19 protein-coding genes are annotated in these 25,002 nt (G+C 40.0%); 5 read left to right on the forward strand and 14 right to left on the reverse strand.

Annotated features, from left to right (window positions below):
• The first annotated feature begins 11 nt into the window (after positions 1–11).
• On the forward strand, positions 12–569 hold the full coding sequence (locus tag SRRS_RS24785; protein ID WP_371364140.1) for a guanylate kinase: 558 nt from the start codon (positions 12–14) through the stop codon (positions 567–569).
• 94 nt (positions 570–663) lie between these two features.
• Here the strand turns inward: SRRS_RS24785 and rfbD are convergent, their stop codons facing one another.
• From rfbD to rfbB, 4 genes are all read right to left on the reverse strand, one after another.
• Positions 664–1,521: a dTDP-4-dehydrorhamnose reductase gene (gene rfbD, locus SRRS_RS24790; RefSeq protein ID WP_371364141.1), complete on the reverse strand. Its 858-nt coding sequence runs from the start codon at positions 1,519–1,521 to the stop codon at positions 664–666.
• Between the two features lie 18 nt (positions 1,522–1,539).
• Entirely contained in the window at positions 1,540–2,091 is a 552-nt protein-coding gene (gene rfbC, locus SRRS_RS24795; protein ID WP_371364143.1) for a dTDP-4-dehydrorhamnose 3,5-epimerase, read from the reverse strand.
• A complete protein-coding gene (rfbA, locus tag SRRS_RS24800; RefSeq protein WP_371364145.1) occupies positions 2,088–2,972 on the reverse strand; it encodes a glucose-1-phosphate thymidylyltransferase RfbA in 885 nt (294 codons plus the stop codon). Before rfbA ends, rfbC begins: the two co-directional genes overlap by 4 nt.
• A gap of 126 nt (positions 2,973–3,098) precedes the next feature.
• On the reverse strand, positions 3,099–4,172 hold the full coding sequence (gene rfbB / locus SRRS_RS24805; RefSeq protein WP_371364146.1) for a dTDP-glucose 4,6-dehydratase: 1,074 nt from the start codon (positions 4,170–4,172) through the stop codon (positions 3,099–3,101).
• A gap of 410 nt (positions 4,173–4,582) precedes the next feature.
• Here rfbB and gmd point away from each other — a divergent pair, with 410 nt between their 5' ends.
• Together gmd and SRRS_RS24815 are read left to right on the forward strand one after the other, a co-directional pair.
• A complete protein-coding gene (gene gmd / locus SRRS_RS24810; protein WP_371364148.1) occupies positions 4,583–5,668 on the forward strand; it encodes a GDP-mannose 4,6-dehydratase in 1,086 nt (361 codons plus the stop codon).
• A 33-nt stretch (positions 5,669–5,701) separates the two neighbouring features.
• Positions 5,702–6,649, forward strand: a complete 948-nt coding sequence (locus SRRS_RS24815; protein ID WP_371364150.1) for a GDP-L-fucose synthase family protein — start codon at positions 5,702–5,704, stop codon at positions 6,647–6,649.
• Between the two features lie 123 nt (positions 6,650–6,772).
• Here SRRS_RS24815 and SRRS_RS24820 read toward each other — a convergent pair whose 3' ends face one another.
• Complete coding sequence (locus SRRS_RS24820) at positions 6,773–7,561, reverse strand: putative sugar O-methyltransferase (RefSeq protein ID WP_371364152.1); 789 nt, start codon at positions 7,559–7,561, stop codon at positions 6,773–6,775.
• 362 nt (positions 7,562–7,923) lie between these two features.
• On the opposite strand from SRRS_RS24820, the gene SRRS_RS24825 reads away from it, so the two are divergent.
• Positions 7,924–8,649, forward strand: a complete 726-nt coding sequence (locus SRRS_RS24825; RefSeq protein WP_371364153.1) for a hypothetical protein — start codon at positions 7,924–7,926, stop codon at positions 8,647–8,649.
• Between the two features lie 278 nt (positions 8,650–8,927).
• Here SRRS_RS24825 and SRRS_RS24830 read toward each other — a convergent pair whose 3' ends face one another.
• The 3 genes from SRRS_RS24830 to SRRS_RS24840 all read right to left on the reverse strand — a co-directional run bounded on the left by SRRS_RS24830 (position 8,928) and on the right by SRRS_RS24840 (position 11,676).
• Positions 8,928–9,584: a hypothetical protein gene (locus SRRS_RS24830; RefSeq protein WP_371364155.1), complete on the reverse strand. Its 657-nt coding sequence runs from the start codon at positions 9,582–9,584 to the stop codon at positions 8,928–8,930.
• Between the two features lie 19 nt (positions 9,585–9,603).
• The gene (locus tag SRRS_RS24835; protein WP_371364157.1) at positions 9,604–10,452 is read right to left on the reverse strand and encodes an alpha-1,2-fucosyltransferase; all 849 of its coding nucleotides are present in this window, start codon (positions 10,450–10,452) and stop codon (positions 9,604–9,606) included.
• Between the two features lie 96 nt (positions 10,453–10,548).
• Complete coding sequence (locus SRRS_RS24840) at positions 10,549–11,676, reverse strand: glycosyltransferase (RefSeq protein ID WP_371364159.1); 1,128 nt, start codon at positions 11,674–11,676, stop codon at positions 10,549–10,551.
• Between the two features lie 520 nt (positions 11,677–12,196).
• Between SRRS_RS24840 and SRRS_RS24845 the strand changes: the two genes are divergently transcribed.
• Complete coding sequence (locus SRRS_RS24845; RefSeq protein ID WP_371364161.1) at positions 12,197–16,060, forward strand: glycosyltransferase; 3,864 nt, start codon at positions 12,197–12,199, stop codon at positions 16,058–16,060.
• A gap of 214 nt (positions 16,061–16,274) precedes the next feature.
• On the opposite strand, the gene SRRS_RS24850 is transcribed toward SRRS_RS24845, so the two are convergent.
• From SRRS_RS24850 to SRRS_RS24875, 6 genes are all read right to left on the reverse strand, one after another.
• The gene (locus SRRS_RS24850; RefSeq protein WP_371364162.1) at positions 16,275–17,993 is read right to left on the reverse strand and encodes a class I SAM-dependent methyltransferase; all 1,719 of its coding nucleotides are present in this window, start codon (positions 17,991–17,993) and stop codon (positions 16,275–16,277) included.
• A gap of 49 nt (positions 17,994–18,042) precedes the next feature.
• A complete protein-coding gene (locus SRRS_RS24855; protein WP_371364164.1) occupies positions 18,043–18,807 on the reverse strand; it encodes a glycosyltransferase family protein in 765 nt (254 codons plus the stop codon).
• Positions 18,808–18,950: 143 nt separating this feature from the next.
• Positions 18,951–19,967 carry an STELLO glycosyltransferase family protein gene (locus SRRS_RS24860; RefSeq protein ID WP_371364166.1) on the reverse strand — a complete coding sequence of 339 codons (1,017 nt, stop codon included), beginning with the start codon at positions 19,965–19,967 and terminating at the stop codon, positions 18,951–18,953.
• 100 nt (positions 19,968–20,067) lie between these two features.
• The gene (locus SRRS_RS24865) at positions 20,068–21,642 is read right to left on the reverse strand and encodes a hypothetical protein (protein ID WP_371364167.1); all 1,575 of its coding nucleotides are present in this window, start codon (positions 21,640–21,642) and stop codon (positions 20,068–20,070) included.
• A 12-nt stretch (positions 21,643–21,654) separates the two neighbouring features.
• The gene (locus SRRS_RS24870; protein ID WP_371364169.1) at positions 21,655–22,479 is read right to left on the reverse strand and encodes a hypothetical protein; all 825 of its coding nucleotides are present in this window, start codon (positions 22,477–22,479) and stop codon (positions 21,655–21,657) included.
• Positions 22,480–22,703: 224 nt separating this feature from the next.
• Positions 22,704–24,995 (reverse strand): glycosyltransferase, encoded by a 2,292-nt coding sequence (locus tag SRRS_RS24875; protein ID WP_371364170.1) that lies wholly within the window; start codon positions 24,993–24,995, stop codon positions 22,704–22,706.
• Positions 24,996–25,002 lie beyond the last annotated feature (7 nt).

The following is a 25,002-nucleotide window of genomic DNA, read 5'->3' on the forward strand; positions in this document are numbered from 1 at the left end:
CGGAGGAATGCATGAACAAAGTATATGTACTTATAGGCCCCCCTGCTTCGGGAAAAACGAGTATTATTAATGAGCTTGCCCGCTATGGCATACCAGAAATGGTAAGCCATACTACACGTAAACCCCGGGCCGGTGAAGTCCATGGCATCAATTATTACTTTGTCAGTAAGGAAGAATTCCAAAAGATTGAACTAATTGAACGTGCTGAGTACTCGGGAAATCTATATGGGCTAAGCAAGACAGAGGTTTTGGAGAAAGTCAACAAACACCCGGTAACTGCCGTAGCCGTCAATACCCAGGGACTTGCTCAACTCAAAAAACTTCTGGCCAATCGGGTAGAATCCATCTTTATTATGTCTGATGAAGAGGCTATCATTGACCGGATGATCGAGCGCGGCGATAGCAGTGATCTAATCAACCGCCGGATTGAATACGCCAAAAACACCGGCGAATTCTGCAACTGGCAAAGTGCTAACCATGTAGTAAAAAACATGGGTTCACTTGATACCGCAGTAAGTCAAATACTGGCCATTATGGGCAAAACCACCTTACCGCCTAGAACAGAATAACATTAAGGAGCTGTCTCATTTGAGACAGCTCCTTATTTTTGACATAAAAAAAGAGGAGAGCCAAGTTTCCAAAAAACCCGCTCCTAGTTTTACATTAAACATCGCCGGCAAACATTCCACTGTGCTTTAAATATTCCGCAAGTGCCTCCTGCCAGTAACGAAAGTTATCAAGGCCACTCAATTCCAACATGTAATTGCGTAAGACCGAATACCTGGGCCGCTTAGCAGCTGTGACATATTCATCTGAGGTTATCGGGTGCACTATGGTTGGCCGGCCAGCAAGTCTTAGAATTTCTGTTGCAAAATCGTACCAAGTACAATAACCGCTGTTTGACATATGATAAGTACCATATCCGTCAGTTGCAATGAGTGACATAATGCCTTGTACTAGATCTACCGTATAGGTAGGTGTTCCCGTTTGATCATTGACAATAGCCAAGAATTCCCTTTCTTGAGCTAACTTGAGGATAGTACGAACGAAATTATGCCCATCGCCATATAACCACGAAGTTCTTATAATAAAGAGCTTAGGACAAATCCTGGCAGCAATTATTTCGCCTTCCCATTTACTGCTGCCGTAAACATTTAAAGGATTGGTGCGGTCAAATTCAGTATACGGCCGGGTCTGTTGTCCATCAAAAACGTAATCGGAACTGAGATATACCATTTTGGAATTATAGTTTAAACAAGCTACAGCTATATTGCGAGTACCGATTACATTTATTTTGAAAGCTTCCTGCGGTGCCGTCTCAGCAGCATCAACCTTGGTATAGGCACCAGCGTGGATGACTACATCTGGCCGGATTTGACTGAAGATGCTATTCACCTGGTGCGGTATTGTAACATTCATATCGCTTGAACTTAACAGAACCATTTGATCCGCGAATGATTCGGCGTGAGATGCGAAGGCCCTCCCAAGTTGGCCGGAGCCGCCTGTAACCATAATCTTCATACTATCATCCTTTATACTTCATATAAAACGCAGGCTTTCTATCGGTATGTCTTTAAGCTGCGGCTGTTGTTTATCCTTTGCCGATAACGTAGGTTCAACTATCGGCCACTGAATATTTAACTCCGGATCATTCCAACAGATTCCCTTGTCATTGGCCGGTAAATAAGATTCAGTACATTTATAGGCAAACAATGCCATTTCGCTCACTACACAAAAGCCGTGGGCGAATCCTTCCGGAATATAAAGCTGCCGCCGATTTTGTTGAGACAAGCTGACCCCCGTCCACTGTCCAAAAGTCGGCGATCCACATCTTATATCTACAGCTACATCAAAAACTTCTCCCAAGAGTACATACACCAATTTTCCTTGTGGATTAGGCTGTTGATAATGAAGCCCTCGTAAAATTCCTCTTGCTGACAACGATAAGTTGTCTTGTACAAAATCCGCCGAAATACCCCACTCTGCATAGCGGGATGCATTCCATGTCTCCATAAAAAATCCGCGTCTATCTTCAAAGACTTTAGGTTCGAAAATCTTTACACCCGGCAAGGATGTATCATAACACCTCATAAGCCTGCCTCCCCTTGTGCTAGTTTTAGCAGGTAGCTACCATAGCCATTATTCCTATAAGACTCTGCAATTTTTAGTAGTTGCCGATCGGAAATATACCCCATGCGCAAAGCAACTTCCTCCGGGCATGCAATCTTTAATCCTTGTCTTTGCTCAATTGTTTCAATAAAATTTGCCGCCTGAAGAAGTGAACTATGTGTTCCGGTATCTAACCATGCGTAACCACGTCCCAGACGTTCAACACTAAGTTGCCCTAGACTAAGGTAAAGCTTATTGATATCTGTAATTTCAAGTTCACCTCTAGCACTTGGCTTGAGATTTTTCGCCATGTTGACTACTTGGTGATCATAAAAGTATAGTCCTGTTACTGCATAATTTGATTTAGGTTGTTTGGGTTTTTCTTCCAGACCGACAGCAACTCCGGTCTCATCGAACTCGACCACACCATACTGATTTGGGTTACTAACCCAATACCCGAAGACTGTTGCCCCCGCGTCCTTACTAGCCGCCAGCTGCATTTTAGCTGCCAGTCCATCACCGTAAAAAATATTATCCCCTAACACTAGTGCACAACCTTCGTCCTTGATGAATTTCTGCCCAATAATGAATGCCTGGGCAATTCCCTCAGGTCGTGGTTGAGACGCATAACAAATATTTATTCCCCATTGTGTTCCATCCTGGAGAAGCTGCTGATACAAAGGCAAGTCTTGCGGGGTTGAAATCACCAGTATGTTGGATATTCCCGCCAGCATTAGCGTGGTAAGTGGATAGTATATCATCGGCTTGTCATAGATAGGCATAAGTTGCTTGCTGATAACTTTGGTTAACGGATATAACCTTGTACCTAAGCCGCCAGCCAAGACGATTCCCTTTTTAATCATAAAAACACTCCTAGCCGTTTAATAAGCCCCAGGCCCTCTGCGATAAAGCAAGACTTAGCTTCCCCGCAGAGCGTTAACCCATTTGAAGTTTACTTGACCTTATCCAGGACCCAAGCCACTCTTAAACTAGCGTTTATAGAAATTAGCAGTCTCGAGCGGCTTGGGCACCGAATAACTGCCTGTTCTGACACCTTCGCACCAGTCCAGATTACCTAAATACCACTTAACAGTCTTGCGCAGACCAGTTTCAAACGTTTCCTGCGGAATCCAGCCGAGCTTAGTTTGCAGCTTAGAAGAATCGATGGCATAACGGCGATCATGACCAGGTCGGTCTTTTACAAAAGTAATGAGTTCACGGAAACTGCCACCATTCGGGCGCACTTGCATTTCATCAAGCAAATCACATATACCCTGCACTACCTGCAAATTTGACTTCTCATGATTACCACCGATATTATAGACTTCTCCGGGTTGACCCTGTGTCAACACTTTCAGAATAGCGCTGCAGTGATCAAGTACGAATAGCCAATCCCGAATATTGCCGCCGTCACCGTATATAGGTAAGGGCTCACCTGTAAGCGCAGTCAATATCATTAAAGGAATAAGCTTTTCCGGGAATTGGTACGGCCCGTAATTATTAGAACAGTTGGTTATTAACACCGGTAAACCATAGGTCTTGAGATAAGCCCGCACCAAATGATCCGCTGCGGCCTTTGATGCAGAATACGGCGAGTTAGGCGCATACTTTGTTTCTTCTGTAAAATAACCTTCAGACCCTAGTGAACCGTAAACCTCATCGGTAGATATGTGAAGAAAACGAAAAGCGGCTTTCTGTGCAGAAGTTTGACGCAACCAGTAATCCCGCACACACTCTAATAGGGTAAAAGTTCCTACAATATTGGTTTGAACAAAGTCTTCCGGCCTGTCAATTGACCGATCTACATGGGATTCAGCTGCCAGGTGAACAACTCCGTCAGGCCGATACTGTTCAAGGAGTTGGTTTATCAGAGACTGATCCAGAACGGATCCTTTAATAAATATATGGCGAGGATGATGGAATACGCATTTCAGAGAATCCAGATTACCCGCATAGGTCAGCTTATCGAGATTTATAATTCTATAACTGGTATTTGCCATAAGATAATGAACAAAATTACTACCGATGAAACCAGCCCCGCCTGTTATGAGTAGTGTTTGCAACTAAAAAATCACTTCCTGATAGTTTATTTGGTTATTCCATGATATGAGTCTCATCATCTCGAATACTCCATTATATGATACGAAAACTCTTTTGCCACAAGGTCCTACGAGGAGGACAACAGAGCCTGCAAGCGTGAAAGACTCTCCTCCTCAACACGTCTAGTACCAAACCATCAGCTAACTTGCCTGGCATGCTAACATACATGAAATAAAGCCAAAAGTCCCGGACTATACCGGGACTTTTGGCTTTATATTTGTGTTTTTTAGAATCATCTTTACATAGATTCGATAGGTAACACTCCCAGGCCCTAACTCATATAGTATAGGGTAAAAAACTTTATATAGAGTAAAGACTTCCTTTATATAAGCCCGTATTCGTCCTACTCCAAGAAAAAGAAAGAGGGTATTGTATGCAAAAAATAGCGTTGATTACCGGCATCACTGGTCAAGATGGAGCATATTTAGCTGAGTTCTTGTTAAATAAAGGGTACTACGTACATGGAATAAACCGAAGAAGTTCTCAGTTTAATACGGATCGAATTGATCACTTATGTGATAATCCCGAAAATGATTCTCGGTTTATTCTCCATTATGGCGATCTTACCGACTCTACAAACTTAATTCGAATCATTCAAGAAGTTCAACCTGATGAAATTTACAATCTTGCTGCGCAAAGCCACGTACAGGTTTCCTTTGAAACACCGGAATATACGGCCAATGCCGATGCTGTCGGCACTCTAAGAATACTTGAGGCTATCCGAATCCTCGGAATGACAACAAAGACCCGGTTTTACCAAGCATCCACTAGTGAGTTATTCGGTAAGGCGCAGGAAATACCGCAGAAGGAAACGACTCCCTTTTACCCCCGTAGTCAATACGCCGTCGCTAAAATTTTCGGTTACTGGATAACCGTAAACTATCGGGAAGCCTACGGACTTTTTGCCTGCAATGGTATTTTATTCAATCATGAATCCCCTATCCGCGGCGAGTCCTTTGTAACTCGTAAAATCACCAGAGCAGTCGCGCGGATTAAACTTGGGGCACAAGAAAGCTTATCTCTAGGTAATCTTGATGCTAAACGAGATTGGGGCTATGCCGGCGACTATGTGAAAGCAATGTGGATGATGCTTCAGCAAGAGCACCCAGAGGATTATGTTATTGCCACAGGAGAAACTCATTCGGTACGAGAGTTCGTAGAGTTAGCATTCAAAAATGTTGGCATTGCTATTGTTTGGCAGGGTTCGGGATTAGAAGAAAAAGGAGTAGACGCAGCTAGCGGCAAGGAAATTATCCATGTAAATCCGCGTTATTTTAGACCGACCGAAGTAGATCTTTTACTAGGCGATCCGGCCAAAGCAAGAGAAAAATTAGGCTGGACATCGGAGACCAGTTTCGAAAAGCTTGTACGTATGATGGTGATAGAAGACCTCAAAAATACAGAGCGGGATTTATTGTGCAAGAAAAACGGTTTCAAAGTTAGCAACTGGAACGAGTAAAAAGCAGTGCTACTACTGCGCTGGAGGAATACAATGAACCTAAATGCTAAAATCTACGTTGCAGGAAGCCGTGGTTTAGTAGGTTCCGCCATTGTACGTAGATTAAAAGAACTTGGTTATACAAATATCTTGGGAAAAACAAGCAAAGAACTTGACCTGAGAAATCAAGCAGAAGTCGAAATTTTTTTTTGCAATGAACGTCCGGAATATGTCTTTTTAGCCGCTGCCAAAGTAGGCGGTATTTGGGCTAATAATAGCTTTCCGGCAGAATTTATCTATGACAACCTAATAATTGGATCCAATATAATTCACTGTGCTCACAAGTATAAAGTCAGTAAGCTCTTATTTCTTGGCAGCTCATGTATTTATCCGAAATATGCCCCGCAGCCTTTAAAAGAAGAATACCTATTAACAGGGGAATTAGAACCGACAAATGAACCCTATGCCATAGCCAAAATAGCAGGAATCAAACTGTGCCAGGCTTACCGCCGACAATATGGAGATAACTTTATAGCAGTAATGCCAACTAATTTATATGGCATCAATGATAATTTCAACCTAGACACTTCCCATGTGCTTCCTGCGCTTATGAGAAAGTTTCATGAAGCAAAGCTCTCTGGTACACCTTCAGTTAATATCTGGGGAAGCGGGAAGCCCAGGCGGGAATTTCTTTTTGTAGATGACTTGGCTGACGCTTGTTATTTTCTAATGCAGTACTATGACGATGGCGAAATTGTTAATATTGGTACAGGAAACGACATTACTATCGCCGACCTTGCTGCTATGATGGCTGAAATCATTGGATTTACCGGTGAAATTATTTATGATACAACGAAACCGGATGGAACACCAATTAAGCGCCTTGATGTCAGTAAGATAAACAACCTCGGATGGTATGCACGCACACCCTTAAGAGCAGGAATTGAGAGAACCTATCAATGGTTTTCAAAAGAGGGGCTGATGGCGTCAAGCCGAATGTAGAAAATTTTGTGCGAAGAAGCAAATTTTTGAACCTGCATTAAAATACTTACAAATTGCTGTTAACGGGCTTTTTGTAGCCATAACTGGCAAACAAAAACTTATTGTCCAAACATTATTCGTTCTTTACGCATTCGCTCCCCATACGATTAAGCAGTTCTTTGGATAGGTGAGTGGCTCTTCATTGAAGGCTTTAGAACCAGGAATCACGGAAAGCAACTCATCTAATTTGTAAGAATTATATTCTTTTGGTGTAATTTCGTTATAGGTTATATAACCTCTCTTTGAATTTAAAATAACTTTTCTTAAATAGATATCCTGCACCGATCGGGGCAATTCCGTAAAGGCATAGTTACTTAACACTAGATCATAAAGTTTAATATCTAGTTCGTTCATAGTCTTATAACTTATCACTGAATTGAGAATGAAATTATCCAAATATCTTTGGGTAAGTGCAAGAGCCGGCTGTAAGTCAACTAAGCAATATGTTACAGGTTTATAATATGCATTTATAATCCGACACTGTCCACCGTACCCGACACCTATTTCGCAGATATTCAGATTATCCGCTGTAAGAAAGTACTTTTTGATATCAACGAGAACTTTAATATACCGAAGAGTAGTAGGCGAAATCAATCCAATATCCGGATATTCATACATTTCAGGATTACCATAATTATCATTCAGTTTAAAAGTATTCATTTCCGCGAAGATATCTGGATCATTAGCTAATATTTGAAGATAAGCACTACCTTGTTCTTCTGTAACATGCTCTAAAATTTGCGTATAGCTGGGATGTCTTCTAAAATTATTGAAAATCTTATAATCACGGCTTGCATCGATGCATACTTGAGGATATACTTGATTATCCGATAAGCTGGTCGAAATACACTCATTTACTGATGATTTCTCCATAATTCACCTCTCCCTATTCCTATGTCATTATTGAGAAATTTTCGGATTAACACAGTCAACTTACCTATAAAAGGTTTTTTTTGAGAATTAACTCATTATATGTGAAGGCACTGAAAAACTTGCGATTTATAAAAAATTTCTACGCCGACCGGAAATGTTCAACCGGTATTTGTGTTAAGAAAGCATTTTTCCAGCCTTCAACATCTTATTTTTAACAATCCAATTTACTTACCCTGTTCGATGCAAAAATCATCAATAGTACGTATATAAACTTTTTTAGTCGGGACATGTGTATATTTATGATTACTTTTGATTCTAGGCTTACCCATCGTTCATCCATATTTTGTAAGAAAGGTGATAACGTGGACATTAATGACAATGCCCGTTTTATGGTGTTTGGAGATAGCCACTCTTCCTTTTTTTCCGGTGAAGACCTAATTGTATATGGCTTAAAGGAAAGTAACCTGTTCAATATGAACTTTCACATATATCACGTAGGACCCGCTTTAGCCGCAAGCTTGGTAGAACGACAATCAACTCTTATGGCAAGAGAGAATATCTTCGAAGTTTTAAAACGTGAAAAGCCGTCGGAATGGCATGGCGTACTATTTGCTTTTGGGGAAATCGACTGCAGATTCCATATAGTTAAACGTTTAGGACATCAAAATGCCCTGTTAACAGATGATGTAAAGCACTCAATTGCTGTTACTGCATTACGCTATCTATCTTTTATGCATGAAGTAAAACTCCTAGGCTACCATCCAATAATCTGGGGACCGGTGGCAACCAACTTTTTTTCAATAAATTATCCAGATTATCCAAACTATGGATCAATAATCGAAAGAAACCAAATCACTCTGGAGTTTACAAAATTATTATCAAAGTATAGCGCGGACAATGAAATTGATTTTCTTTCCATTTTTCCCGCTTTAATTACAGATTCGTTGGAAACGAAGCAGGAATATTATTTCGATACCATCCATCTTAGTCAAAAAGCATGGCAACTTACTGTCCCCCTACTTTGGTCATGGCTTATTACGAATAAACATTTCAGCATAGCTAATTACCCCAATACGCTATCGGGTTGATACAAACTCAATGCATATATAACAATATAAGCCCTACTTGTCCAAGTAAGAAGAGTTTTATGTTCCCCTTTTACAAACAGGCCTGAATCTATATTATATTAGGCAATAATAGCTTAATATAAATTTATCACCCCGTAGCACGAATATGCTGTGCGGGGTGATTTTTTTTAAACTAACCCGATGTTACAAATTAGGAAAGAGGTAAGCTACACGCCTACTGGGACATTGATTTCCTGACCACCCAGTAGTTACATTACTATAATAAAGTCCCATCTTATTTACGCCATACCTTTATCTAGTGTTATTCTTATAATATCATCAACTACTTCTACGTTGACATTATTATTAATACGCTTAACATGCTGAATAAACTCATCTAGTTTGGGATAATCATCCTTACCCACAAAGAGGCGAGCATCATCAATTAGTATAACGTGCTGTTTTACAGGATGTGCAAAAACGGCTTCAATTTCTTGGATAATGGGGGTTTGAATGTCTCCACAAGCAGTAATTCCTTCAGAATAATGGCCATCTAGCCAAAACAAACAGGGCTTGTCAATAAAGTCAAGAACTATTGGTAAAACTTTGCCGGAATCCCCTTTAATAATTGAAACATGTTCTAAACTCTCAAACAGTTTCTTGGCTCTTTCATACAAATCCTGACCTAGTTCAATTGAAATTATTCTCCTAAAATAATTTCTAACTGACCAAACAGTTGTACCTAAATATGTCCCAGTTTCAATCAGAGTATCTAGGTCAAATCGTTCTCCATACCACTTAATCGTTTGATGTTTATATATATCGGGTGGAGGAACAGGTTTTCCTGATGCTATCCAATGTGTTAATGGGCTAATTAAATTCTGTTTAAAATCCAAAAGGTTCTGCTCACTAAACTCACCCAATAATTCGGTAACTTCATTAAAAAGATCTTGCATATATTTATTCGCTCTCCTTTTACTCCGTAAAACTATTTTGTACCGGAATCTTAATCCACTTATCTGGCAATAAGTCCTGAGTATCAAGGTGTTCGCCTGCAAACCAACGGTCTGGCGCAATTACAAGTTTTTGTGAATTATCGTTAAGCCAAGCTCCCCACCAACTATACGTGCTGTTAGCGATTACGTTATGCTGACACTGGCTCATTAACCATAAATCTTCATGGCAACCTACCTCGCCTTTGCGTTCTACCACATAAGCATTTGGAAAAACCGTAAATTCACGTTTACACCATGCAACATCATCGGAAAAAACATAATACCGAGCAGCAGGAAATACGGTTTCAAGATACCGCCTGACATTTTCATAATAACCCATAGGCAAAAAACCAAGCTTATCGTATATTGCATAGTCTGTACGACGTACATGAATAGCTATTGACAACTGTTTCTTTATGTCCCGTGCAATGTTCAAGCTTTCTGCAGACAAACTAGGAAGCTTCGGCGACAATTCTTCCCGAATCACACTGGCAAAATCCTGAAAATACTTTTCCGTCTGCCAAAACCCGCCCTGCAAAAATACGCTATCCCGTAAGACAAAAACATTGTGGTCAAAATTATAGTGGCGTTCGGAATAAACTGGAATACCTGGGATGCCCAGCCGCTGCCCTATTTCTTTATCCTCTTCTAAATTAATAATATTCGCTTGTATATTTAATACGTCCAGTTCATACCGCCTGCCTGAATATACAGAATAGCAACCAACATCTAAGAAGAGCTGCTTTCCTGTTCGTAACGCCAAGGCACGTCCGCAGGCATACTGAAACATTTGGTTTCCCAGACCGCCCAATAGTTGTACTACTATCATTAAATCCCCACCTCTCAACAATTATTGCATATTACTCCTTAATCACCAGTTTCTAGCCATTGGGAAGTGTGGTTAGGTTTCGTACTTCAGTAATATCTAGTTTTTATTTGCGATTGGATTTGACAATGCCGTATGAAGTGTTTGGCAAATCTTCACCCATTGGAAATTATCCCGCGCGAATTGCTGAATGTCCGAGCAAGTTGCCTTCATTTTATTCTCGTCGCTACTGGTCGTAATCAAAAGCTCCGCCAGTTGTTGACTATCACCTACCGGGAAAGTTTCACCATACCTCCCGTTTCCAGTGATATCCCTAGCGGAAGCAAGGTCTGAGGAAATAATAAAACAGCCATATATAGCAGCCTCCGGGAAGACCAGCGGGAATCCTTCCCATCGGGATGTTAAACAGAAAATTTTCGCTTTTTTATACTCCTCATTTATCAAAGATCTGTCAGCAGTCTGATCTAGCAAAATAACTTTGTCTTTTAATTCAGGACTTTCAAGAAAATAATTAGCCATTACCTGCTGAAATTCAGGCGATGACGGTCCAAGCAGCTTCAGTTTCCAGTTTGGCATATGGGTGTGAGCCAACTTAAAAGCCGCTAATAGAACTTCATTAAACTTTTGCGGTGCACCAATTCTGCCAACTGTCAGAATGGTATTTTCTTTTTCTTGATAGTCTATTAGACGCTTAGGACACTCGTAAACCCCATTCGTTATATATTCAACTCTGATCGGCCACTTTTCATTAAGACATTTACATACCTCCAAGGTTTCAGCACTCACTACATGACATTTTGTTAACGCACTATTAACCCAATTCCAAAATCCTCGGTCAGCCCCTTTTATATCTTCAGTTGTATCTAACTTTAAATACACCTTGCCGTTAGGATTTAGTTCTTTATAAACATGAATCCAGTCAAAAGTTCGTTGTGACAAATGAAACAAGTGCAAGACATCAATATTGGGCGCATTATGTGTTAAGTAATCGATACCATCTTTCGTATCATTATTACTACGGTCTAAAAACTCCAGCTTTAACCCCTTTACCTCGTTATCAAGATACAGATAGGGGCCATTTTGATAAGTTGCAATAGAAGCATCATAATTATAATTCTTATACATAGTATATGGTATCATTCCAACATCTTTAATCAGGTGGATAAATCCTGTTTCCGGAAAGAGGGTAACAAATCTAATCTTTTTCTGAGTATCCTCCAACGCCATTTACCTATCCCTCCAAGGGTTCTTCTATCTTCTGTAACACTATCGGATTTTATCTCCTACATAGTATGAATCTATTTATCAAAAAGTGCTCCCCTCACTCATTCTTTAAACAAACTTACACACCAGAACTAACCTAAAAATACAAAATACACAATTTTTTGCAGTTTTACTCTGCAATAATTGTGTACTTTGATGTCCATTTACAAAATATCGTTGATTACAAATCTGAGCCTTGAAGTTGGGTTACATGGAGCGCCGAGTTCGGGCTAATGTGGTTTCGACTCTCTATCATATGCAATTCATCTTTGGGTCATGGAAAAAAGTCGACTCGCATTCTTCACAGTTTCTTAAAAGATGAATAACATAAATAAGAGCGGATTAAAAAGCCTTGGGAAGTTTCTAATTAAGAACTTTTAGAATGGGCACATGTAGTCCTTAGAGAGTTTATAAATGACTTACGAGGGTCTAGCTAAATGTAAGACCTTTATTTATATTAAAACTTCTGTGGGGGGATACCACCGTGCTGGGTGAGAAGTATAAACATTGGATATTGAATAATGAACCTACCAGGGCCGAGCTGGAAAAACAGAAAAAACATACCTTCCTTTATCAACCGGTAGTCAGTCTTATTGTGCCGACTTTTACGTTAGGGCCGTTTTTATGTGAGCTAATTGAATCCGTGCGGCAGCAAACTTATCCGAAATGGGAATTATGCATTATTGTTGGCAGTAGTGAGCAGCAAAATCCTATTGAAAAAATCACTAGTCAGTATATGCATGACCCGAGAATAAAATATAGGATACTTGGCGAAAACAAAAACCATCCCGCTAATAGTAATACTGGGCTACATTGTACGCAAGGGGATTATATTGGGGTATTGGAACAACCCGATCTATTAGCGCCATTTGCTTTGTATGAGGTCATTAAGGCGATAAATGAGTATCAGAAACCTGATTTCCTTTATTCGGATATGGATAAGATCGAGAATGAAAATAAAAAGCGGTTTGCCCCATTTTTTAAACCAGATTTCGCACCGGATATGTTAAGAAGCTACAATTATATTTGTCATTTTAGTGTCTTTAAACAGACCCTCATCAATCGAATCGGTGGTTTTTGTTCCGGTTTTGACAGCAGCCAGCACTACGACTTAATTCTAAGAGCAACCGAAAAGGCAAATCGTGTGGTGCACATCCCCAAAATATTATACCATCAGCGCTCCCATGAAAATTCAGTAGCGGTTGACGTCAGCTCTAACATGTACGCAGTTGAAGCTGGTAAAAAGGCACTATTAGAACATTTGCAGCGATTAGGGCTAAAAGGCAGTATTGATTTTAGTAACTATTCAGCCAGCTATAAGATCAACTATGAACTCAGCAGTAGAAAGAAAATATCGATCATCATTCCTAATAAAGATCATGTTACGGATTTGGATCGCTGTCTAAAATCAATTTATAGTAAAACGACCTATGATAACTATGAAATCATTATTGTAGAGAACAATAGTGTCGATGAACAGACATTCAACTATTATGAGTCGTTAAAAAAACATCCTAACCTTACGGTCGTCGAATGGAAAGAAAGAGGCTTTAATTTTGCTGCCATTGTTAATTATGGCGTCTTATTTGCCGAAGGTGAATACTTATTACTATTAAACAACGATGTAGAAGTTATTACTCCCACATGGTTAGAGAAAATGGTAATGTATTTACAGCGTGATGATGTCGGTATTGTTGGTGCAAAACTGTATTATCCTGATGGCACCATCCAACATGCAGGCGTATACATTGATAAAACAATTGCTGCCGGTCATATCTCTTACAAATTGCCCCAAGATCACCAGGAGCAGGTTAGCAGAACAAGTCTTATCCAAAATGTTAGCGCGGTAACGGGAGCTTGTTTGATGATCAAAAAGGATTTATATCATGCAGCAGCAGGTCTTGACGCGGCTTTATTTACCATTGATTTTAACGATGTTGATTTATGTATGAAAATAAGAAAACTTGGCAAATTAGTGGTATTTACTCCGATGGCAAGATTATATCATTATGAATCAAAATCACGTAAAAATGATGCTGCTAATTTGAACAAAACACGTGCAACCCATGAGCGGAATAATTTTCTGATTAAATGGGCTAGTGAGCTGAAAAAAGGTGATCCGTATTATAACAATGCTGCTATAAATTTTGAAGATATACCAAAGGAAGACCATAGAAGTATTGAAATTAAGCCGAATAACAGTCTGCTCATAACCCAGCTACTCAAACACAAAGAGTTGAGAAGGAGTTTCTATACTAGTCTAGGAAAAACGTTTTTGGATAATATTTCTAGTAGCAATTCAGCGCCAAGAAGCAAAACAATAGCAGAACAGAAAAGTGTTCCCGATATAAACAGTATTAAATCCGATTTTCGAATAGCTCGCAAAAAAGAATTGGAAGCTTTTTTATCTGCGAAACAACAGCTAAATTTTAATACACCTGTCTCACCTAAAATAACCATATTACTCGTCTTATGGAATCAGGCCGAGTTGACCCTTGCTTGTTTGGAAGCTCTTCAGCGTCAGGAGTACGGCGACTTCGAAGTGCTGCTTGTCGATAATGCTTCATCAGACGCTACAACACAGCTGTTATCTCTGATTAATGGTGTTCACATCATTACCAACAAGGAAAACATGGGTTTTTTAAAAGCAGTCAATCAGGTGATCGACCAGGCTCACGGCCAATATTTACTACTTTTAAACAATGATGCGATTGTCCGACCTGGAAGCATCCAGCAGGCAATAGCCAGAATTGAATCGTCTCCTGCTATTGGTGCTGTTGGCGGCAGAATCATCCTCCCTGACGGATTGCTGCAGGAAGCAGGGTCTATCATTTGGCAGGACGGCACCTGCCTGGGTTACCAGCGTGGAGAATTACCTGATACTAATGAGGCCATGTTTGTAAGAGATGTAGATTACTGTACCGGTGCTTTTCTACTGACGCCGACAGAATTATTTCGTCAAATGGGTGGCTTCGATATTAGATATGCCCCTGCTTATTATGAAGAAACTGACTATTGTGTGCGGTTATGGAAACGCGGCCTTAGAGTTGTATACGATCCGGCCGTAATAGTAGACCATTTTGAATATGGAAGTGCTGCGGTCAGTGAGCACGCCCTGCATAAAATGCGAGTAAATAGATTTAAGTTTCTTAGCACTCACTATGATTTCTTGCCTACGCGTCATAACTACGCTGCTAAAAATATATTGTACGCCCGGATGAATAATAATTATAAGGGCCGCGTGTTATTTATAGATGATCGCGTTCCTTTGAGAAATTTAGGAGCCGGTTATCCGAGGGCTAGAAGCATCTTACAGACAATTTCCGCCAATGGCTGGTTTATTACTTTTTATCCATTTTACGAACCGAACCTGGTAGATGATTGGCAAGATATTTATGAAGTTATCCCTGATACGATCGAGGTTATGCGTGGATATGGCGCAAATAAATTGGAGCAATTCCTGACAGAGCGTGCTGGGTATTATGATGTTTTATTTATTAGCCGGCCACCAAATATGTTAAGAGTAAAGGAACTACATGACAGAAGGCCAGATTTGTTTGCCGGACTAAAAATAATCTATGATGCCGAAGCAATTTGGTCAATTAGGGATATTCACAATTTAAAAATTCAAGGAAAACTACTCTCGGAAAAGGAAGCGGCCAGACGCATTAACAATGAAGTGGCATTAGCCAAGATATCGGACACTGTTCTAGCTGTCTCTAATCAGGAAGCACAGTATTTTAAGAACGCCGGGCATAAGAATGTGCATGTTTTAAGTCATGCATTAGCCGCTAACCCCCCGAGTAAGATATTTGAAGAAAGAAAAAATATATTGTTTGTAGGACAACTGGCGGACGACGGCTCGCCTAATGTTGATTCTGTGATGTGGTTTACTAACCAAGTGCTGCCATTAATCAATGCAGGTGGTCAAGACCGAATTAAGTTATATGTAATTGGTAAAAATGGCGCAATCGCGCTCAATAAGATAAATTCTCCGGATGTAGTTCTGTTAGGTACAGTTGATGATCTTACAGAGTGGTATAATAATTGCCGGATTTTTATTGCGCCGACGAGATTTGCAGCAGGCATTCCCCTCAAAGTGCTTGAGGCTTGTGCTCATGGAATTCCTACTGTGTTAACAACTGTTTTAGAAAAGCAGTTGAATTGGCGGCATGAGCAAGAGATTCTGGTTGGAGATACGGCAGCAAAATTTGCCGAACAATGTCAGCGTCTATATAATGATAAAGAGCTTTGGCTACGTATTAGAGAAAACAGTATAAATAGGATTATCGCAGATTATGGCAGTAGCGCCTTTGCCAATACGCTCAACAATGTCCTAAATAAATAATGGATGATCTAGACTGTGTCCGGTATTTATGACATAGAATAAGGGCTACCAAAATGCCCTATGAAAATTGTATGGAAAGCCTTGGTCACTGGGAGCTATCACTCTGCGGTGGCCAATTTTATTTTTAGACATAAAAAAGAAACCAAATGGAGTAAATGCGCCACTCCCTTTGGTCTCCAGTAAGGAAACGGAAACGTCTAAAGCAAATTCTAATCTATTTCTTCTGCAGTTCAAGCGCCTTTTTACCTGCATCAATATCAATATCTGCACATATTACAGGCCTAATATTAACAAGCGATTGAAATTTTGATTCAAGATCCAGATTGGAATCAAATCTGCTATAGTTGTATTGTGGAAAAATCTTATTCATAAGTTTGACTACAAACTCAGATGCTTTACTTTCCTGTATAAACGGAAACATTTCTTTGAACAACTCAAAAAGACTCCGAAACATAACATAATCCTCGGAGATTTCAGATTCCAGTGCCCATTTGCGGTCAATAAAGGCTATCTGCGCCTCCGTGCGGATTAAATTGTTAAAACAATAATCCACGGCTTGCCCGCTAATAAGCTGATATCCTTCCTCATCATTCCTGCCAGTCCCATAAGCCGCGATAAGCTGCTGGCGCAAAACTTTTAATAACTCATGTAAACTGCTGTAGCCGTCCCGCCGCATGATTGCCCGGTACGCCGCTGAAATCAAAGACTCGCCTTCGATAAAAGGCTCATCGGCCGCCAAACAAAACTGTAGCCCCGCAACTGAAACTTCTCTTTGGCCAACTTCCAGCGAAACTCTCTTTACGCTCTTAACCGGGGTATTACAAAATTCAATCTTATGATGATACATTGGCTTGGTAATGTCGTTATTCCAAAACTTTGTCATAACGGCTTGCGTCTTTAAGTTTGCTACCTCTGATTTGGAGCATAACACGAGGAAGGAATTGGACATTTCATGCAGGAGTCTTGCCTTGCTCAAAGTAGTAAGCAGCAATGGGTCAGGCATAAGGTACTCGCGCCGCCCGGTATAGTCTTCAAACAATCCCCGCATAATCCCGCCGACATTGAAATCGTACATACTTGGGTCTTCCCGAATGACAACTTTCGGCAATTTGTAATCAGGAAACAGGTGATAAAATTGAATCTGGATGAATCCGGCTTTCTTGAGTATCTCAAGTAATTCATAGCGGCTAAATGTTATCGCGGACTTTTCCGGGTAACCGATCAGGCCTGAAAACAAGCGGCCATTATGATCCTCTGAGCAGCCTGAAAAATATTTTGCTCCCAGTTTATTTTCGATAGCGATTGCCAATATCCCATCAGCCGTAAGCGTTTTGTTTACCTTTTGCAGGAAATTTATACACACTTGTTCCGGGGCGGCTGTATCAGAAAAATACGGCAGGTATTCCAGCACTCCCAGTAGGGAAATAAAATCGTAAGCCGGACGCGGCCACGCAACCTGGAGCAGATCATCCACAAAAACTTCTACATTATTAACATCCTGTACGCGTCGCCGTAATACTTTTGCCCTAAGTAGACTGCCTTCAACCACATCCACGGTCTGAAACCGCTTAGCCAGCCACGGTGTAACCGCCCCCATGCCTCCGCCGAGCTCAAGAGCGTTCCAGTCGGGTTTAAACAACTCGGTCACGGCTTCTAAAAGATTTACGCGCATACCGGACAGGTGATACCGGCTGGGCCAATTAACAATATATTTCTGGAGTCCGGTGTTTTGTTCACTTCCGAACTCTGGTAATTCTTCGAATACTTTTTCGAGATACTCTTCGCTGCCATCGGCGTAGTCAATCGGCTTCTTATACGACTGGGCAATAAACACATTACTTTCGACGTCATAGCGATAGTAGTTAAGCATTCTTTCTTTTTCTTCTTCACTAATTTGACCCAAGCTATAATCGACATACTCAATGTCGTTCAAGTTGCCATCTCCTTTCCGGATTACTACAACAAGGTCGCCAATCTCCGCGTTACATAGATTTTCCTTTGCCCACACCGCCCATGGCCCAGCGGTTTGCCTGTTTTCTAAAGGACATACGGTAAATTATAGGTTCATTATTCAGTTGCCCTCTCTTTAAATCTTTGCCATACTCGTTCAAAAATACCTGGCGATAGTGATGATAATCATTAGTTACAAATGTAAGCCCGCAATCGTGAATACACCATGGCGTACACTGCTGGGGAATGATTACCTTATATCCAGCACGTATAAATTCTAAACTTTGTGATAGATCGTAAAAATGCCAGCCGGTAAAAATATCCTCGCGCCACGGTATATCGTATTGGGTTATCATTATCAGACCATCTACGCATCGCACTTCTTCAAATTCCGTTTTCACGTTGCGAAAGGATAATAAACGCAATATCCCTGTATGGCTATCATATACTTTGCCAAAAGTATAGCGCGATTCCCACCAAACTCCATTCGAAGGAATCTGGGAACTACCGGCTACTCCAATCATTCCTACTTTTTCATCACGAAAAATATTTAGAAAATCTTGAATGAAAGACTTATTAATAATGAATACATCTTGATGCAAATAAACCTTATATTTAGCATCATTATGACGGATTGCGTTATTATAGCCACTTGCTATTGATTCCGCTTCTTTTATGAAAAAAATATCAATACTATAGCCTGCTGGTACATCCAGATTATTAATATAGGAGAGGCTTTTTTGATAGATATCGTCATCATTAACGCAGGTTATAAAGCAAATTTTGCTTGCGTTCATAACTACCTCCAATCATTCCTGCCAAAGATCACCCTTTTGTATACTCTTATTACTTCAGGGTGATCGATTAGGTTTTTAAGCGATGGGTTAAATACCATTGAGTTTAGGATACTTTAGCGAAGTATTGATAAGCCCTAACTGGCTTATTTGCTCCAGCCAATTTGTACCAGATCCGATAACCAGGCATTTAAGAGTCTTAACTCTTGCTGATCTACCAGGTCTAATTCAATAAGTGCCTCGTAGCACCGTCTCATATTATCAAAAATATGGTTATGGCCACCCTTCAGTGACAAAGAGCCGAGTGTCTCGGTAATACGGTGATTATGCGTATATCCCGGTATTTCATCAACAAAATCCTTCATTAAGTCATGCCCATTCCGTTCCTGCCAAACAGTCGCATCATGAAAAAGAATATGCCAGCCATTCTCCCATGCGATACGCTGCGCTACAAAACTACGCCAAATATCAGTCATACGGAACGAGCAGTAAGCTGGCAAATATAACAAAGGGAACGCCTCTAACCACCATGTTGTATTTTGGCTATTAAAAGGACACCAACTATTGATACCTAATGCTATTTCTCTTTTCTTATGAAATATTTGTGGCAAGGGCAGGATTAAGCGATAAATCGCATCCACATCGGGATTTTCATCAGCTAAACCTTGTTGAATCGGACAATCGACTGTATTTAAAGGCAAAGAAGCTAAGTCAGGCAGTGAGTTGTGAATGGCATTCAGGGGCAATCCTCTTGGCCAAATGAGGTTTTCACAAAAATAGCGGTAAATGTTAACCCAGTTGCCATTCGTTAAGGTATGAGCCACTTTATCTCTTTGCCTTTTTAGAAAAAAACTGTTTCTCGGTATATTATCATCATCTGTTTCAATGATGATTTTTGCACCATCACGAATAGCCAATAGGTAACCTATATTCTTACGTGCATAATGCTGCGTAGGACAAATTGCCGCAAACTCAAATCCGGATTTTAATTGCTCCTCAATTCCAACATACTTACATCCTTCAATATAAAAATCCGCAGGGCTTTTGGTGTCTCCCACTACAATAAATTCGTAACCATGTTCCACAGCACCGCTGGCAATGGAACTTAACACCCTATTGGGATTGCTGATCGACGTCACTACAATTGCCACTTTAGCCTGCATGGTATACCCCCCGTAATTTATAAACTGGATTAATCCATCGGAACGATACCTAACCTCATGCTAGCGTAGAAAAAATCACCTTACAGACTAAACTATTATTCTATAATGATGGTGGATATAATATCTTGATTAACCGATTATACAGTGAATGCCAATCCATAGAATAATTTTCATAACTGGTAAGTGCGTAATAGCCTTCTTTTTTTACTACTACAACCTCGTGTTCTGATACTAGGATAGGAGCAAATATATCATTTCTAAGCCCACTCCAAAAGCCACCAGGACGCACTTGCCCCATATGACCATGTTCAGAATGTACAATCCCGGGCTTATTCGCAATACAGGTTAACAATACTAGACCCGATCCGATAACACACAGATAAGTATCTGCCCTGCATGCCCAACAAATTGTATCCAGCAAAGAAATATTAACCCCATTATAGACCGCTATTTCCTGCCGCAACGAATGCTCAATCAATTCTGCATCTTCTTGGCAATCACTTAAACCATCTAAAACTATCCCAACATTGGGATAGTTTTGTTTTAAGGCTCTCACCAGATTAATGATGCCATCAACCTGCTCCAGCCATGCTTTATTATGTTTACGTAGATTAATGAAAATTAGAGGATCTGCCACACAATCGGCTAGCTGTCGTTTTTGACTTTCACTGCAGTAACCTTGAGCAACTTTTTGGATATGAAAAGCTGCTTCAGCAGATAAATGAGAGGCACAAGGATACAGTAAAAACAATCCCTGTGTCATGCATGTTTCAAATAACGCATCTGCATCATCACAACTATAACAAGCTGCTTTTTTAAACTCAGGAAAAAGCTGGCATAACGGAACTTTGCTATTTTTATAAATTACTATATTCTGTACTTTTCTATATAAGCCAGTCATGATGATGCGGAAAAAGCCACTAAACTCATTTAGAAAAAAATGCCCCAAATTAGTCTGCGTACCATATAATAGAGCCAATTTTCGGGAAGGGCTTTGCAAAAAGCGAATCGTTTTTTCTGTAAATAGTAGAAACTTTCTATATAATTGAGAAATCGCTAAAAGTATATATTCCTTTGGATAGCCAAGCTGAAAAAACGATGGCGAAACAATGATTAAATTATGCTTAGGCAAATAAAGAAAACCTTTCAAACTTGGATAACCTGCCGTAGCTATATAAAAATCCTCGCTCCCTTTAACCCTATAGAAAACAAACTGTGTTCCTCTTTCTTCAAGATATATGGGAAATGATGTTGATGTCTCAAGTACCTTACCAGAATTAGGGCATATGGCTCTGACTATACCTTGTTCAAGCGCAGCATAGATATATGTGTTATAGAGAGGTGGACTTCCTTGTCTTTGTGGAAGCATATATTGATATCGTTCTGTTGAAAATGAACTATTGCTCATTGCCTGTTCATGCGTCCACTCATCAATAAAATTATATTTTAGATATTGCCTATTCAAGCCTAAAACTTCCAATTCATTATCCTGAATCTCATCAATACTTTTTACCGTAATGGGATATTTTTCGAAATACTCATTGATGCTTTGATACACATTGACACTATCAAATAAAAGTAATTCTTTTGCTAACCCGATAGAAGTACACCCTGGTAAGCTATCCATTGATTTTTTGAAAGCCTCAAATAATATAATAAAATCGCTCAAACTCATTTCTTCCCTTCTTTAAAAGTCAACCGGAGGCTGTATCAAAAAACGCTCTACTAATTCCGAAATAACAACGTCTGGATTAATTTCTTCAATTAGATCGTAATCAACACAAGGTGTACGGAGCAAATATACTTTGCTGAAACTTTCCATAAGAAAAGGTATGATGATTTCAATAAATGAATCATGAAAAATAGCCGCTGTAGGCAAGCTCGTGTTTTTATTTAACGTTACTCGCATATGTCCCGAATTAATTCCCTTATTATCATAGATTATTTGGGCTCGAGGTTGTTTAACCATTCCCCATGAAAATAGGGATGTTTGCGGAGGAGTCAATTTATTACCTAAATCGAGGAGCGCTTCTTTCTCCACGATTTCTATTTCCTCCCAATCTAATATGTTTATGTTAAAGTCCTTTTTTATAATATTCATTACATATTTATAGGCAATAAATCCGCCTATTCCGTTCCAATGAGTGTCTCCGGTAGGATATAATTGATATTCCGACTTATATAATTTTAAGATATCGACAGGATAGTATACCGGTAAATGATAAGGCTTGCACGCATTTATTAACTGATAAACTACGCGATCGTCATTTATTTTATAATCATCCGGTAAATATTCCGGATATATACTCTCTTTATTAGGAGCAATTAAAAAATAATATTTAATACCCCTATTCTTTAACATAGCAACTCTAGCTTCTAACGTACGCAGCCATTTTTTTATTTCACTTTCTGTTAATTGTAAAGCACTGCTATTTTGCTCTACAACACGGTTCGTATCGTTTTGCAGAAAAAGCCAGCCATCTTTTCCATCTAAAACTTTTATACCACTCATTTAAAATGCTCCTTTCTTTACATCCCTGGAGTAATTATCGGCAAAACGTAACCGCCGCGGCAACTAGGTAGATTGAAAGGCGTTTCAAATAGTTGTTACTGTTTTTTCAGTATAGTATATTTTATGCTCTATCCTCTAAAGCTGTGCAATTAACCCTAGCGGCTCGAAGGAGGCGGAAAAAACCGTCAAAAAATCCCCACCCGGAGTAGATGGGGATTGATGTTTTAGCCAAAATTTGAACGGCTGATCCCGGACCGGCACTGAAAATAGGCCCAGACGATATCACTATTAGTAGCGGTCTGCTCCCTGACAACCGATAGTTCCGTGGGTTGATGAGTCATAGGCAGAATCGAATATAACGTATTTAAATTCTTTTGCCACCCTAAATGATGATACTGAAGTATAGCAGATTTTAGCTGCTTCCCTTCGTTAATACGATATACTTCATCAGTTACTAGTTTATCGATAATCGTGAACAGCTCTTCATGGCTAGGAAAATGAGTCTTGATACTATTGGGAACTATATCACCACTAAAATGTTCGGTAAAATCAGTAGCTAGGCCAATAACCGGAATACCTAAAGCACCTGCTTCAAGTGCTGCTGCAAGTGACCCTAATGGGACTGAATCAAGGAATACGTCGGCCGCACTGTAGAATTTATTCAAATCCTGCTGGAAATCAAAAACCCTTATTCGTTTGTCACTTAGCCTCTTAAGTTGTGTCCATTTTCCAACTCCAGAAGTCCCAACCACTAAAATCTCGATATCTTGGTACCTGTTAATCAATGCTTTAATCAAATGTAAAAAACTATATTCACCGCAAGCTACTAATTGATATGGCGTAGCATTAATCAAAAAGACCACACTATCCTCGCCTATCCCCAGATCCTTTTTTGCTGCTTTCTTATCGTGAACATTCTCTGGCATTCCTGAAGGAATCGGCAATAAAAAGGAATTATTGATATTTCGGCGGGACAAAGTTATTCTTTGTCCGACAGCCCGTTGATCGGCTATTATATCAGCGGCACTCATGCCTATCGTAAAAGCTTGGTCTGCATGGTTAACAAAGACCACTGGAGGACCGCCGGCAACGCCAAAAGCTATCGGCGCAACCGGGTCGTGAGGATGGATATGCAAAACAACTACATCGGCCCACATAGCTGCCGCATCACGTAGCGCTTTACCTTTTTGGCACAGACTTAGATTTTCCGTATCAAGAGTAGTATACCACCCACCGGAGCGAATTGCCGCCTCTACTACCGATTGAGGATTCGTCGTACTATTGAGAGTGACTATGATAGAATGAATTGATTCAGAATCCATACATATCCAGCGCTCTAGTGTTTTTATGTGACTATTGGCGGCACAACCTTGGCTTAGTACATGCAATATATTTCTCTTATCCATATTTTTTGGAGGCAAATGTGTAGCTACCCGACTATTAAGTGTCTTTGCCACTTTGCGAAGAATTAGTTCTAACCTGGGTGAAATATAAAAACCAGGATGAGAGTGATATGCATAATCGGCTGCCTGCTTCACTACCAGCACAGCTTTCTCCAAGTCACCGGACAACAAGCTAAATTCCGCTTGATCAATGAAAGAAAGAAATTTTCTTCTCGTATTTTCTATCCAATGCTGATAATAACTAAATTCGCATTGATACCTAAACCACTTTCCTGCCTCTAGATCTTTTGTCAACTGATATGGTGCGGCCAAGTGCGGAGGCAAACCCCATTTTTGGGCAAATTTTCGTTTATTAACTTCCAAAAGGGAGGTATATTGATTCGCCTGCTCCCTAAAAGATACACTACCGAAATGGTGTACAAAGCTATCCCGGCACAAAACCAAACGATATCCGGCCTTTCTGATACGTAAACAATAATCGTCATCTTCAAAATTTCCAGGTGAAAAAGCCTCGTCGAATAAACCGACTTCCTTTATTATTTCGGCCTTAATTAGCATGCAGTAACCAACAAGTCTTGCTCTATCCTCCCAAAGCTCCGGATTAGAGTTGTTCACTTGTCTGGCAAACCGTATCATTTCTTCCACACTGGAATATTCGCAGGGAATACTTTGGAAGTTTGAACAGGAGTTAGTAACTGGACCGACGGCACCGATATCACTGGCGCTATACAAACACTTTGTAAGGTTAGTTAACCAGTTGGGCGTCACAATAGTATCATTGTTTAATAAAAGAATATTGTTTCCCTTAGCCTCTTTTATCCCTTGATTACAGCCTACGGGGAAACCGGCATTCTCACTATTTAGAATTACTTTGATATCTGGCTGGCCTTGCAACCACTCAACCGTCCCATCGGTTGAGTGGTTATCTATTACAATAAGTTCATAAGAGTCCGGTTCCGTATATTGTCTAATACTCTCAATGCAAAACTTGTTATACTCTAGCTTGTTGTAAGTTACGACAAGAATACTGGTAAGACCTTGTGGAATTGTCTTACATTTATCTGTTCCGGCGATATCTTCAGTTTGTTTATTATCGGCTAAGCTGTATTCCAATCTGAGA

The sequence above is a fragment of the Sporomusa rhizae genome, assembly GCF_041428845.1.
In the GTDB taxonomy this organism is placed as follows: domain Bacteria; phylum Bacillota; class Negativicutes; order Sporomusales; family Sporomusaceae; genus Sporomusa; species Sporomusa rhizae.